Origin of the sequence: [Clostridium] innocuum (genome assembly GCA_012317185.1) — a bacterium.
GTDB lineage: Bacteria > Bacillota_I > Bacilli_A > Erysipelotrichales > Erysipelotrichaceae > Clostridium_AQ > Clostridium_AQ innocuum.
Map to the genome: position 1 here is coordinate 3,939,208 of CP048838.1, position 13,272 is coordinate 3,952,479.

The following is a 13,272-nucleotide window of genomic DNA, read 5'->3' on the forward strand; positions in this document are numbered from 1 at the left end:
TGTAATTTCTTTTTCTGGACAACCAGTTGTTTTATGCTTAACGGCTTTCTATTCCATCTTTTTTATTACACAGGTTTTCTTGTAGAAGGCGATGCCGTACCCGAGAATGTCGGTATAGCCCTTTCTGTGCAGACCCTCGATATACTGCTTTTCTTTTATCTGCTGTATTGCCAGCTCTGCACTCTTTTCCACATCCTCTTCACGCTTTGCCACCTTTAATTCAAACAGCAGTCCTCTGTTCTTGTTATACGCCGGTAGAACTGCAAGGTCGCACCTTCCAAATCCCGATTCCTGATTGGAAACAATGCGATAGCTGCCCTTCCCCTGCAGCATGCCGTTTAGAAATCCATGATAATACACTCATCATAGTCAAAATAGCTCATAGATTGAAATAATACGGTATTCAGAATTTCATTCGCTTCTTCCACATGCTCCTGCAGAAGTGCTTCCAGAAACGATGCCTGGTAGCTTCTGATCTGCTGCTTAAACCATTCTTCAAAAATGGTTGTGTAGATGTACTGTATTTCTTTATTGGGAATCATAAGCTGATAGGTGTTTGTGTCCGTTTTGCTTATAGCCTTCAGATAACCGGTAAACAACAGAAAGCTGTATAGATTGTCTGTATCATCCAGTTCCCGATACGTCAGCTCCGGTTTGATTATTTTTTTAATCATGCCGCCGCTGGACAAGATGTCAAAATCCTGTTTCATTTCCGCATTCCCCTGCTGCATGAAACGATACATCACATCATTACCACTCGTATTTGCCCAGAAGGATTCAGGTTCATCATCCTTCTGAATGATTTTTTTACATACATCAATACACTCCAGGGATTAGGCTCTGCCCACTAGTAGTGTAAATATCCTGATTACCACATCGATAACCATCGCGCCACGGGCGGGCAGCGCCTACCATTCCTTCACAGTACGTTCAAACTTTCTAAGCTCATAGTCATTCAGTAGACACATCACTTCTTCAGGTGTAAAGCCAAAATCTGAACTGGACTGTTTGTCAAAAACAGAATAGACATTAAAATTATTAAGACCTGTAAAAATCGATTCTTTTGCAATCCTCAGACAGCCTGTTAATACCCCTTTTTCCAGGGCATCGTTTGTTTTTAATGCAGCACTGAAAACATTTCTTAAAAATTCCACCATTTGATCATAGTAGCCATGCAGATAGGCACTTTGCAAGGGTACATCGCGCCATGGGCGGGCAGCGCCTACTCATATTCAGTGTCTAACCAAACCGGCGCGGTCTTGTATATAGGACCACCTTTTCCTCCAGAACATTTTTAATAAACATTGTTTTATCCACATAGTAATACTCTTTTTCTATCAGTTCTTTAAAGTCCTCGATTCCTATCGGCAAGCGCTTCATGATCATCAGCTCCTTGTTTTTATTATACCACGTCCCCTGTTTTACACAAAAAGATTTCGCCATGATGCCAGCTAAGGAATGTTTGCGCCTTATTAAGATAGAAGAGTATGAACAAGGGTGCTTATCATACAGCTACTTTTGTCTGGTATGTCCTACTTTATTTACGATATACAAATACATAACAGTTCCAACAAATATAATCCAGCCATACCCCATACTATAGTCATATACAGCATGGAGTAAGATAGGAATCCATAACGTTTTAGATTCCTCAAATACATAGATAAAGCCATATCCGATAAACAAACCAAATCCTATATTCGATATGCAATCTGTCAGAAATACAGACAGATCACCACCAACCACTACCGTTGGATATACGGCATGTGTGATTCCCCAGAATAAACTGCTCAATACAATTGCCAAAGCTGTATTCTCTTTTTTCATTATGGAATACATCACACCCCGATACAAATACTCCTCTGAAAACCCGATGATGATTAAATCCTGTATAAACAGATAGAAGCCAGGCATGTTAAATTGCTGATGTACAACAAAAAAAACACAATACATAATGCATAATAACAATAACAGATACGTATGTCTGATTCTGAAAAGCGAACCTGTATCCTTTCGAAATACAAGTAAGCAGATAATCGGGAGCAGCATCACCGCTATCATTTGTGTAATTACTGATATATGGATAAAACACGCAGATCAACACCTGCCACTTTTGCAATATACAAAACAACATATAGGATCCCTATTTCCAAGCAGCCAATTATAAACGCCGTTCATATGTTTTTCATTATTCACCTCATAACAGTAATTCCTGCTGGTGTTCTCACCTAATGCAGGCTATCATTCTAAAATAATCAAGCAAGCGGGAAAATCGTATGAATGGCCAGCCGATGCGCTTCCTTTTGCGCAAACACGGTACCCTGCATTCCCTCGCACAGCTCCTTTACAATAGCAAGCCCAAGACCTGTATCTCTGCCGCTACCACCATTGTCCTTTGTATAAAAGCGTTCAAAAATCGCCTTTGCATCTACATCATCCACAAGGTCATTCTCAAACACAAGCTCGCATGTGTTGTCTGTTCGTTTTGCAGAGATAACAAAGGTCCCAAAGCCGTGACGCAGTACATTGACACACAGATTATGCAGCATTCGCTTCAGATATACCGGATCACCTGTCAGCATTGTCATAGGATCGACCTCCAGTTGAACCTGCAGCTCCTGCTGTTTGAAATCCTTATAATAATGCAGCAGTACTTCACTCAGCATATCATAGATACGAATCGGCTCCGGATGAAACTCAATGCTGGCACTGCTCAGACGGGTATACAAAAACAGCTCCTCCAGTAAATCCTGCAGATATGTCATACGTGCCCGGATCACCTGAAAGCAATGCTGCCGTTCCTCTTCGCCCTCTGCCGTTTCCAGCATTTGCAGATACCCGCTGATGCTTGTCAGTGGAGTGCGGATATCATGTGATATATTGGTTATCAGATGTTTAAAATTATGGTCCATCCGCATCGCCTTCACACTTTCCTGCATATAATATTCCCGCAGCTTCTGCATTTCCTCGCATAGTGCCTTCATCTGCGGATCCATGGATGCTGAATAAAACCGGAAGGTGCTATGCTCCCGGTTGGTGTAGGTCAGCTGTTCTCTGATACAGCGGACATTTTTATGCTGAAGGAAGAGAAGCAGTAAAAGGAACAGACACAGCAATCCCAATACAAGCACGATAATTTCCAGCATATTGTTCCCTCTCTTCCTTATTTCAAATCTTTTTTCCGCAGCAGTACATAACTGCCTATATTATACAGGATTGCACTGGTAATTGCCACCATAGCAGCCCGGCTGTAGAATACAGCGTCCCAGGAATACGGCAGCTGACCGGATATCGCATACAGAATATAATCCGTATACTCCACCTTCAGTAATGACATAATCCCGGCATGCAGCATAAATACCGTCATACTGCCATAGCCTACAGACACCAGAATAGCAAGCACTTTGCTTCCGGTCGCATGAATGAGCAGATTCAGAAAGGATGCAATTACAGTCAGTATCAGCATCTGCATCAGGGAATAGCATATAAACTGCAGGATGGAGAAGGAGGCAAAGGAATCCTGCTGCCACAGATTTTCCACTACAACCATGACAATGATCACAGCCCAGTATATAAACGCGGTGATAAATGAAAACACAAAGCGTTCCAGCAACAGCAGCTCCTTACGGTGCATCATCGGATAGATATTCTTCACGAAGCCGCTGGCATATTCCTCACAGAAAAACAGAGACAGAAAAATCAGTACCGCTATCTGATAAAAAGAGCTTTTAGGAAAGTAATAAAGAAAATCAACAAGTGTATCCTTCCCCTGATGAAAGGTCGCAAACGGTGTATTGTTCTGCAACCCCACAGCAGTTGTCAGCCATAAATACAACAGCAGCATAACGGTCATCGAAATATAAAAGGACTTCTGCCGCACCATACGATATAAATCCATTTTCAGATTATTCCACATGTTCTTCTCCCTCCTTCAGGAAATAGGCTTCCAAATCCTGATGATGATCCTCCATGCCATAAAGTGCCACATCATGCAGTACCAGCTGTCGTGCGATATGGGAGGGGTCCTCATAATGATCATACAGACGCAGAATCCCCTTTGGCAGCACCTCATAGGTTTGAACAAAGCATGTTTCCTCCAGGATAACACTTGCCTTTTTCACATCATCCACCCGCAGCTGAAAGCAGTCCCTGCAGCGGTCCAGCAATTCCTCTTTTGTGAACTGCTCAATAATTTTACCAGAACGAATCACAACGAAATCCGTAGCAACCTTATCCAGCTCCGCCAGCATATGGGAGCTGATCAGGATACTCATGCCGCGTTCCTCCTGCAGACGCTTCAGCAGATCACGCATATCGCAGATTCCCTGCGGATCGAGGCCGTTTGTCGGCTCATCCAGAATCAGCAGCTCGGGATCCCCCAGCAATGCCATCGCAATTCCCAGACGCTGCTTCATTCCCATTGAGAAATCGCCTGCCTTTTTCTTTCCTGTAGTCGAGAGTGAGCAAAGCTTTAAAAGCTCTGTTATCAGCTCATGGCTGCAGCACCCAAGCATAAGTGCCTTCATTTTCAGATTATCATACGCATTCAACGCCGGATACAGTCCCGCATGTTCTATCAGCGTCCCTACACGCCGGAATACAAACGGATCCTCACCGGGATGCTTGCCAAACAGCTTCAATTCCCCCTGTGTTTCATGCAGCAAACCGCTCATCAGCTTCATAAGCGTGGACTTTCCTGCACCGTTTGGTCCGATCAGACCGGTAATCGATCCTTTTTTCATATGAAAAGATACCTGATCTACTGCTGTGAAATTATGAAATTTCTTTGTCAGGGCCTTCGTTTCTACGATCCATTCCTTCATATTATCATTCCTTCCTTGTACATGAAGATTATAGCAAATGAAGTTTCAGAAACTGTCTGGAAAAGGTTAAGAAAGAATAAAGAAAAGGACCTTAGTCCTTCCATTTGAATCCGATGCCCCATATCGTTTCAATATATTCCTGTTTCGAAACTGCATGCAGCTTGCTTCGGATATTACTGATGTGAACATTGATGGTCTTGTCATCTCCCAGATAATCATCTTCCCATGCATATTCATAGATTTCCTTTTTCGTACGTGCCCGTTTTACATCCCGCATCAGCAGCTCCAGAATCCTGTATTCATGTCTTGTCAGACGAATTTTCATCCCCTGAATTTCCAGATGACAGAAATCCGGCAGAAGAACAACACCGTCTACAGCAATGGCATGCTCCTGCTTCGGCATTCGTTTGCGCAGCTGAACCTGAATTCTGGCCTTCAGCTCCTTTAAATCAAACGGCTTGCACAAATAATCATCGGCACCCTCATTCAGCAGAGCCACGCGGTCGTCGATTCCATCCTTTGCGGATAGCACGATAACCGGAAGCTGCTTTTGCTTCAGCTCTCTGAGAAGCTGTTCTCCACTGACTCCCGGCAGCATCAAATCAAGCAGTACAAGCGATACTTCGGTGTGCTGCAAAATCAGACGTGCCTCTGTTCCGGAATATGCGTCCACACAGATATAGTCCTTTTCCAAATATTCATCGATCATATTGTGGATGGTTTCGTCATCCTCCACAATCAATATATGTTCTTCACTCACAGCTTTGTAAAGTCCTTTAAGGGCAGTGTGTCGGTTATCTTCATGCCAAGGCCCGAAAGCAGCGCAATGCCTTCCTCACGATATGTATCTGTCTCCAGTGCAGCCGGCTCATGGGCATCAACTCCGATGATCGCCGTATTGCCAACCTCTGCCGCAGTCTTCCAGAAATCAATATGCGGATACTGCATGGTATGCATGATGTCATTATAGGCAGCACCTGCCAGATTGTATTCCAGTGGTATATGTAATTCCTTTGCAGCCTGACACAGACGTATCGATTCGCGCTTTGCGACTTCATCAAACACACGACGGCCCCGCATGAACAGATCCGGATGACACAGGTAGGAATATAGATTGGTCTTCATCCCGGCGATGGCTTCATCCACATAGGCGATCAGCCATGCCTCCTCCTCACATGCGGTCCCAAAGTACACGCGTTCCTCATCCGTCTTAAAATAATGATTTCCGAAAATGATATAGTCAAGCTTTTTGTCGATCAGAAACTGCTTCAGCCAATCGATATATTTGGGGAAATATTCGCATTCCAAACCGATTTTAATGGATATGCGATCCTTATATTTCTCTTTTAAAGATGAAACGGAGGCATAGTAGTCATCGAACTTCGACAACGGCATCCGCATATTCGCCACAAAATCGCTGTCATATTTCCATGGGGAATGATCGGAAAATCCAATTTCCTCATAACCGTTTTTTATGGCACTTATTACATATTCCTCATCCCTGCCTGAGGCATGCATACAGCGCCGGGTATGCATGTGATAATTTGTTTTACGCATAGCTGCTCCCTTCTTTTCTCAACAGGTATACTATACCACAAGTTAAGAGGGAATAACAAAAAACCGACTGTATTTTATGCTTTTACATGCAATACATATAGCCGGCTTGCAAGTTTTGAAGTAGGCTGCCGTACAAACAACAGCCTGATTTCTACATTTTTCCTTTGCCCTGTAAAGTGCCTGTTCACTTCGTTCATACACATCATGAAAGCAGACCTGTGCATGTTCAACAAGACAGCAGTCTATGCTTATGGTCAGCGTTTTCTGCAGCTGTGGCAGGCGGATGGTGCGAATACGCTCGAGCAGGGTATCTATAACATGCTGCAGCTGTGCCTCATCCTGTATCCCGTTCAGATATATGCTGAACTCCTCCCCACCGATTCGTCCGGCAATATCACCCGGGCGCAGCACATTTTATATTTCATGCCTAAACTCAAAGCTTGCTGCAGATACCTTTTCCGTGAAGGTATCGTAAAAGCAGTTTCTATTCCGTAAAGATATAGAAAAAAAGGTCAAGCCTATCATTTTTTAAACACGATACCCTCGACCTTTTCATTACACTGTTTTGCTTATATGACCACAGGTAAGACAATTTCCGATAACCACTTAATTAAAGTAAACGAGTTCGTCATCCAGCGGCAGCACCTCGGTCAGCTGTTTTACATATAGAACCGGGACATTTCCCTGATATTCCTCATCAAATTCGACCGCAATCTGCGCCGTAATGCTGACCCAGTCCTTCGGTATCAGATTACTTGCATGCTCATAATGACACAGCAGCCCGATTAGTGAGGTATCATCTGCGCAACAGACCATGGCATAGCGTCCAAAGACAAATGCATTCGGTATTCCATCCACATGCGTTGCGATGACCTTTCCTTTCAGCTCTACGCTTTTTCCCTCATATTTACGGGGATGCTCGAGAGCGTCCATATACCACAGACCGTAATCGCCGTCCGCTATGCGTATTACATCCGCATGTAGATTAAACGGCATTTCGTCATCGCCAAGCTCCACGATCTGCCCATCTCTTGTCTCATAAATCAGCTGCGCACCCTTATTGATTGCTTTTATATTGTTTCTCAGATACAGCTTTTTCGTTGTTTCATCACAACGATTAAAGATAATCGTTTCCGAATGCAGCAGCTGATCGTAAATCAGGGAGCGCATATTATTCAGATAAACTTCAAACGTGGAGGCATCCACAGTAGAAAGAATTTGAACCAGCAGCCAGTCAAAGGGATATTCTACATCCATAAAGCTATTTAAATTCCAGGTTCCGTTAAATTCAATCATCACTCGGTCAGGTTCAATCAGACTGTCACATTTCTTTAAAAACTCATAGCTCATCGCCGCTTCATTATCCACAGTAACCAGTGCGGTATTTGTTTTTGTCAGAAAATCATCATCGTAGTCTTCCATACCTTCTTCACAGGCGAGCAGCAGTGTGCGCTCTCCAGTATTGAATCCTGTATCAAGCAGTGTTTCCTTAATCAGTGTTGTTTTACCGCTTTCCAGAAATCCGGTAAACAGATATACAGGTACTGTCATAGCCTTCTCCTATTCCGCATGAAACAGCTCTTTCAGCTTATCTTCTTCAAGCTTGGAGCCGATGACACAAAATCTTCCGGTATAGGTTGGCTGCCCTTTTCGAATTTCATATTCTTCCGGAACCAGATCAAAATACAGCCATTCCTTACTTTCAGTTTTCAGCATTCCCTTAGCACGCAGGACGATACCGTATTCCTCACTATTGGAGAGTTTCTCCAGAATTTGGCGAAGCTCCTCTTCCCCATAGGTGCGTACGGTTTCCATTCCCCAGCTGGTAAACACCTCATCCGCATGATGATGGTGATGATCATGATGATGCCCACAACTGCAGCTTTCCCCATGCTCGTGATGATGGCCATGGTCGTGACTGCATTCCTCACCATGCTCATGATGGTGGTCATGGTGCTGATGGCATGTCGGACAGATGTCCGCTTCCTCCAGCAACTCCTTTTCCAGTGATTTCTTTTGCTCCATTGCCTCCAGAATCTGTTCTCCGTTCAGCTCATTCCATGGTGTCGTTATCATGGTCGCATGTGCATTATGCCCTCTTATATCATGGGTTACACTTTGCAGCTTTTCCTCACTCAGATTCTGCGTACGGCTTAAAATAATCGTATTGGCATATTCAATTTGATTGTTGAAAAACTCACCGAAGTTTTTCATATACATGCGACATTTCTGTGCATCCGCAACCGTCGTAAAGCTGTTCATACAAATTTCGGCTTCTTCCGCCACTCCCTGTACCGCTTTTATTACATCCGACAGCTTGCCGACACCGCTAGGCTCTATGATGATCCTTTCCGGATGATATTCCGCAAGCACCTTCTTCAATGCCTCGGAAAAATCACCAACCAGAGAACAGCAGATACAACCGGAATTCATTTCCCGGATTTCTATTCCTGCATCCTCCAGAAAACCACCGTCAATACCGATTTCACCAAATTCATTTTCAATCAGAACAATCTTTTCCTTATGTAATACATCCTTGATCAGCTTCTTGATCAGCGTTGTTTTTCCAGCTCCCAGAAAGCCGGAGATAATATCGATTTTCGTCATTCCAATAACCTTCTTTCCTGTTCCTTTGCAGTATTCCCAACGTCTGTTAGTATAACACCAGGATGCGAAACTTTCAAATACAAAACCATCCTCCTCGTAATGCTGAAAGGAAATGCTAACTCCATCTTTGCCCTTCCTTATCATAAAGACCATATTCCATGACAATTGGAACTATACTCTTTATCAGCTGATTCTTATCGGTACAAAAGGCATCCGCGTTCCCAGTCAAAATATTTAATGATGGCTCTGTCATTTTTACTATCCTATTATTTGAAGCAGCATCTTATAGAATTAGCATCACGACCTTTCCTATATATTAAAACCCCTGCATTTGCATACGCAGAAGCAGGGTGTTTCCATGATTTTCTTATGTAAGGAACCTCCAGCTATAAATACCCTCAGGATTCTTTATATTCCTCGTCGATGCCCTCCCAGCATTCCGCATGCCGGATTCCCAGCTTTTGCGGTTCAAACAACGGGTCCTTCCCCTGCTTTTTCTGCTTCGTGTAATCCTTCAAAGCAAGGAAAGCAACATTGCCCAGCAGAAGAATCACCAGGATGTTTTCTATCGCCATAAAGCCCATCAAAACATCGGCCAAATCCCATATGGTGGAAAAATCCGCCTGTGCCCCGAAAAAGATTACGGCAACCGTAAGCAATCGGAATACAAGAAGTGCCTTCTTATCGTTGATGATAAATTTCAAATTGCTTTCCGCATAGCAGTAATTGCCAATCAGGGAGGAAAAGGCAAACAGGATAATGGAAATCGTTATGAAATGAATACCCCAGGTTCCTACCTCTGCGGAAACCGCTGTCTGCACATACGGCATTCCCGTCAGTCCGTCCCGAATACCGAAATTCAGCAGCATGAACGCTGTTGTCGAGCAGATGAGGATCGTATCTATAAAAACGGATATTGTCTGTACAAGCCCCTGTTTAACCGGATGGGACACATCTGCTGTTGCTCCGGCATTTGGTGCAGACCCCATACCCGCTTCATTGGAAAACAGTCCGCGCTTGATGCCATACATAACACAGGAGCCTGCAAAGCCTCCGAAGATAGCCTGCAGATCAAAGGCTTCCTGAAATATCTGTGCAAATATTGCCGGCAGTCCGCTGATATTGGCTATCGTTATGTAAAGTCCCAGCAGAATATACAACACTGCCATGATGGGAACAATCGTAGAGCTGATGATACCGATGCGATGAACACCTCCGAAGATGACCGCTGCGGTAGCACCCGCAAGAACAAGACCTACCAGCATAGAGGCAGTCTGTGTATCCGTTACATAATACTCCAGAGCACTGCTTACATTATATGCCTGCAATCCGTTAAAACCGAAGATGAAGCAGGCAATCAGCAATACCGCAAACAGAATACCGAGCCATCTCTTATGCAATGCCTTCTCTATATAATATGCAGGACCTCCGCGAAACTGATCACCATCACGCTCCTTGTAGATCTGTGCCAGCGTGGATTCCACAAAGGCACTGGCACCTCCAATGAGTGCAATCACCCACATCCAGAAGATAGAGCCTGCTCCTCCTGCAGCTAGAGCGGTTGCGACACCGGCGATATTACCGGTTCCTACACGGGAGGCCGTTGATATCATAAGTGCCTGAAAAGAGGATACACCGTCATGGTGATGTGCCTTCTCCCCAAGCAGACGAAGTGCCTCCCCCAGCATGCGAAACTGTACAAAGCCTGTCCGTATACTGAAATACAGTCCTGCTGCGACCAGCAGAATGATCAATATATTACTGTATAAAAATGTGTTTAGATTTCCTAATAGTTCCTGAATGAAATTCACGCATTCACTTCCTTTCTTCTTATCGTACCCCGCATCCATCGCCTCATTCGCTGAAAAGCCCAAATAAAAACACGTTATCGGCGTGTTTAGAATGGAAATACCCGTACAAGTATACCATACTTATATAAAAATTGAAATCCTAGAATTTTAGTGATATATGATTGTATGTCGCAAAACCTTTTCCATCGTGTTATACTTATACATATAAAATAACATTGTAAAAAAGGAGACACACATGAAATATCCGGTATTGCGAACCAGGTTTTTACCTAATTTATATAAGCATTGTAAAAAAGTACAGGTGCTTCATGTCAGCTATGAGGACCGGGGCTTTCTTTCACAGGATGAACAGCGCGGTATCTGGCTGCAGGATACCAGAGAAAAGCTCTACGAACAGATTGAAGGCAACTTTACGACCTGTCAGGCCACAAGAATATTCTCCCTCCATAAGGAAACCTTTATCATTTTCAAGGATAATCTGACAAAGAAGCTCTTAATAGAATTTCTGGAAAATCTACTCACCGAAATCAGCTATTATTGTGAAGATCAGGTGCAGTTCAGTTATCAGCTTCTCACTGCCGTGTTGTTTCAGGATGGCTGTGAGCCGAGAATGACAATGGCAAACAAGCTTGGCAGGGATATCGAAGACAGCGATGAATTCAAACAAAGCACTGTCCTTCATAAATCTGGCAAGCCGCCAAAAGGCAAGTATTTCAAAAGCTGGAAGGATTATGAAAAGCAGATTGATGAGCGGAAGGCTGTGCACAGTCCTATCGAAAAGACGCAGCCCCAAAAGGAAGCACCCGTCGATACAGGTGATTATATGTATTACATTTAGAAGTCATTCAGTATATGGTGTCCAGAAAAGCGATGAAAGCATCGCTTTTTTACCATTTGATAAACTATCACTTCTGTCACCTTTTCTTATTTATTCTTTCATCGTGCTATAATAGAACAGGAGGTATGTTCTCATGTCTGTATATCTGATTCCCCTGCAGTCAGCACTGCTGCTGTTTCCATTTCTTGCAGCGATTATCACGCTGCCTTATATCATTATCCAATATAGGAAATACGGATCAATACTGCCGATTCGTGTTCTGATTGTGTATTCCTTTATATTTTATTTGCTATGTGCATATTTTCTTGTTGTGCTTCCCCTTCCGCCGATAGAGGAGGTGGCCGGTTATACAAAGCCGATTATGCAGCTGATTCCATTTGCCTCTTTAAAAGAGTTCACCATGAACAGCTCCCTAATCTGGAATGATCCCGCCACCTATCTGACAGCATTGAATGAGCCGAGTCTGTATCTGATCATCTTCAACATTCTGCTTACCGTTCCCTTCGGTGTTTATCTTCGCTACTATTTTCAATGCAGCTGGAAAAAGACTCTGCTGTTTACCTTTCTTCTGACCTTATCCTTCGAATGTCTGCAGCTGAGTGCACTGTTCGGTTACTATCCACGCCCTTACCGTCTGTTTGATGTTGACGATCTGATTACCAATACACTGGGCGGCATGCTGGGATATGCAATCACACCGGTATTTGCTCATTTTCTCGTTTCACGAAGCCGTATGGATGAAAAAGCATATGACCGCGGTAGAAGCGTATCCCCACTGCGCAGAGCACTGGCATTTTTCTTTGATAACCTCATCATCCTGTTGACAACAGCCATCATCACTGCACTGATTCTGTTATTACGTGATGAATTCCTGCTGACAAGCCCTGCCATACGCATCTGTCTTTTATATCTGGCAGTCGTATTTCTGTATCTGTTCATTCTTCCGATACTTATGCATGGCAGAACGCTGGGTAAGGCAGCTGTGAAAATCAAGCTTGTGACCCTGGATGGGCACCCACCGCACTGGTATCAGTATCTGCTTCATTTTATGATTCTTTACGGTCTCATCCTGCCTGCACCGTTTTATATTTTTCATTGTGTGCTGGCCTTTCTAACGCAAAGCGCTGCAGCGTACTGGATGTACGGAGGAGCTGTACTCATTCTGGCTGTCTTATATATGGTGACCATGTATCAGTGTATCCTGTCTTTGTTCGATAAGGATGCCATTCCCTGGTATGACCGATTCCTGCCGATAAAAAATCAATCTGGCATACAAGGGCTTAAAAAGGAGGTGACAGGTTCAGATACTGCCTCAAACACAGAGGATGATACCAGCACAGCAACCAGCTGACTTGCTTCCTTGAGAATTGACCATAGGATCTAGAGGGAGGAATTCGCATTGGCACATATCAGAATGAATTCGTACGGAATTTGTGCACTTTCGCCAATATACAGGGAGATTACCTTAGAATGCATACAAAAAATCCTGCATAGAGACCATACAGATTCTGGTAAAAACATAACACGTAAAAGCAAACAGCGCTGTTTTGACAGATGCTGTTTTTTTCACTGGCTGCCATATGTCTTCGACTTTGCGGCATCCCTATTCTCATGAACAAATTGAAAAATGTCCTCA

Annotated in this window: 14 protein-coding genes and 1 pseudogene; 2 read left to right on the forward strand and 13 right to left on the reverse strand. The window is 43.7% G+C overall.

The window, feature by feature from the left end:
• Positions 1–48 precede the first annotated feature (48 nt).
• From G4D54_19275 to G4D54_19335, 13 genes and pseudogenes are all read right to left on the reverse strand, one after another.
• Positions 49–333, reverse strand: a complete 285-nt coding sequence (locus tag G4D54_19275; protein QJA04415.1) for a hypothetical protein — start codon at positions 331–333, stop codon at positions 49–51.
• A gap of 5 nt (positions 334–338) precedes the next feature.
• Entirely contained in the window at positions 339–710 is a 372-nt protein-coding gene (locus G4D54_19280; protein QJA04416.1) for a hypothetical protein, read from the reverse strand.
• A gap of 198 nt (positions 711–908) precedes the next feature.
• Positions 909–1,380, reverse strand: a pseudogene (locus G4D54_19285) (AAA family ATPase).
• Between the two features lie 132 nt (positions 1,381–1,512).
• The gene (locus G4D54_19290; GenBank protein ID QJA04417.1) at positions 1,513–2,061 is read right to left on the reverse strand and encodes a CPBP family intramembrane metalloprotease; all 549 of its coding nucleotides are present in this window, start codon (positions 2,059–2,061) and stop codon (positions 1,513–1,515) included.
• A gap of 194 nt (positions 2,062–2,255) precedes the next feature.
• Entirely contained in the window at positions 2,256–3,146 is an 891-nt protein-coding gene (locus G4D54_19295) for a HAMP domain-containing histidine kinase (protein ID QJA04418.1), read from the reverse strand.
• Between the two features lie 17 nt (positions 3,147–3,163).
• The gene (locus G4D54_19300) at positions 3,164–3,916 is read right to left on the reverse strand and encodes an ABC transporter permease (protein QJA04419.1); all 753 of its coding nucleotides are present in this window, start codon (positions 3,914–3,916) and stop codon (positions 3,164–3,166) included.
• A complete protein-coding gene (locus G4D54_19305; GenBank protein QJA04420.1) occupies positions 3,906–4,823 on the reverse strand; it encodes an ATP-binding cassette domain-containing protein in 918 nt (305 codons plus the stop codon). The genes G4D54_19300 and G4D54_19305 overlap by 11 nt, the downstream gene beginning before the upstream one ends.
• 91 nt (positions 4,824–4,914) lie before the next feature.
• Positions 4,915–5,583, reverse strand: a complete 669-nt coding sequence (locus G4D54_19310; protein QJA04421.1) for a response regulator transcription factor — start codon at positions 5,581–5,583, stop codon at positions 4,915–4,917.
• A complete protein-coding gene (locus G4D54_19315; protein ID QJA04422.1) occupies positions 5,580–6,380 on the reverse strand; it encodes a histidinol-phosphatase in 801 nt (266 codons plus the stop codon). The genes G4D54_19310 and G4D54_19315 overlap by 4 nt, the downstream gene beginning before the upstream one ends.
• Positions 6,381–6,422: 42 nt before the next feature.
• Positions 6,423–6,791, reverse strand: coding sequence for a diguanylate cyclase (locus tag G4D54_19320; GenBank protein QJA04423.1), 369 nt, complete (start codon positions 6,789–6,791; stop codon positions 6,423–6,425).
• 195 nt (positions 6,792–6,986) lie between these two features.
• Complete coding sequence (locus tag G4D54_19325; GenBank protein ID QJA04424.1) at positions 6,987–7,931, reverse strand: hypothetical protein; 945 nt, start codon at positions 7,929–7,931, stop codon at positions 6,987–6,989.
• A 9-nt stretch (positions 7,932–7,940) separates the two neighbouring features.
• Positions 7,941–8,987 carry a cobalamin biosynthesis protein CobW gene (locus tag G4D54_19330; protein ID QJA04425.1) on the reverse strand — a complete coding sequence of 349 codons (1,047 nt, stop codon included), beginning with the start codon at positions 8,985–8,987 and terminating at the stop codon, positions 7,941–7,943.
• Positions 8,988–9,385: 398 nt separating this feature from the next.
• On the reverse strand, positions 9,386–10,837 hold the full coding sequence (locus tag G4D54_19335; protein QJA05242.1) for an alanine:cation symporter family protein: 1,452 nt from the start codon (positions 10,835–10,837) through the stop codon (positions 9,386–9,388).
• Positions 10,838–11,033: 196 nt separating this feature from the next.
• Here G4D54_19335 and G4D54_19340 point away from each other — a divergent pair, with 196 nt between their 5' ends.
• Both G4D54_19340 and G4D54_19345 read left to right on the forward strand, forming a co-directional pair.
• Positions 11,034–11,636: a hypothetical protein gene (locus G4D54_19340; GenBank protein QJA04426.1), complete on the forward strand. Its 603-nt coding sequence runs from the start codon at positions 11,034–11,036 to the stop codon at positions 11,634–11,636.
• A 133-nt stretch (positions 11,637–11,769) separates the two neighbouring features.
• Entirely contained in the window at positions 11,770–12,987 is a 1,218-nt protein-coding gene (locus tag G4D54_19345; protein ID QJA04427.1) for a hypothetical protein, read from the forward strand.
• Positions 12,988–13,272: the final 285 nt, after the last annotated feature.

What these genes read in the sequence shown, in the direction of transcription:
- G4D54_19275 (QJA04415.1), bottom strand. Translation starts at nt 333, where the DNA reads ATGCTGCAGGGGAAGGGCAGCTATCGCATTGTTTCCAATCAGGAATCG.
- G4D54_19280 (QJA04416.1), bottom strand. Translation starts at nt 710, where the DNA reads ATGAAACAGGATTTTGACATCTTGTCCAGCGGCGGCATGATTAAAAAA.
- G4D54_19290 (QJA04417.1), bottom strand. Translation starts at nt 2,061, where the DNA reads ATGATAGCGGTGATGCTGCTCCCGATTATCTGCTTACTTGTATTTCGA.
- G4D54_19295 (QJA04418.1), bottom strand. Translation starts at nt 3,146, where the DNA reads ATGCTGGAAATTATCGTGCTTGTATTGGGATTGCTGTGTCTGTTCCTT.
- G4D54_19300 (QJA04419.1), bottom strand. Translation starts at nt 3,916, where the DNA reads ATGTGGAATAATCTGAAAATGGATTTATATCGTATGGTGCGGCAGAAG.
- G4D54_19305 (QJA04420.1), bottom strand. Translation starts at nt 4,823, where the DNA reads ATGAAGGAATGGATCGTAGAAACGAAGGCCCTGACAAAGAAATTTCAT.
- G4D54_19315 (QJA04422.1), bottom strand. Translation starts at nt 6,380, where the DNA reads ATGCGTAAAACAAATTATCACATGCATACCCGGCGCTGTATGCATGCC.
- G4D54_19325 (QJA04424.1), bottom strand. Translation starts at nt 7,931, where the DNA reads ATGACAGTACCTGTATATCTGTTTACCGGATTTCTGGAAAGCGGTAAA.
- G4D54_19330 (QJA04425.1), bottom strand. Translation starts at nt 8,987, where the DNA reads ATGACGAAAATCGATATTATCTCCGGCTTTCTGGGAGCTGGAAAAACA.
- G4D54_19335 (QJA05242.1), bottom strand. Translation starts at nt 10,837, where the DNA reads ATGGATGCGGGGTACGATAAGAAGAAAGGAAGTGAATGCGTGAATTTC.
- G4D54_19340 (QJA04426.1), top strand. Translation starts at nt 11,034, where the DNA reads ATGAAATATCCGGTATTGCGAACCAGGTTTTTACCTAATTTATATAAG.
- G4D54_19345 (QJA04427.1), top strand. Translation starts at nt 11,770, where the DNA reads ATGTCTGTATATCTGATTCCCCTGCAGTCAGCACTGCTGCTGTTTCCA.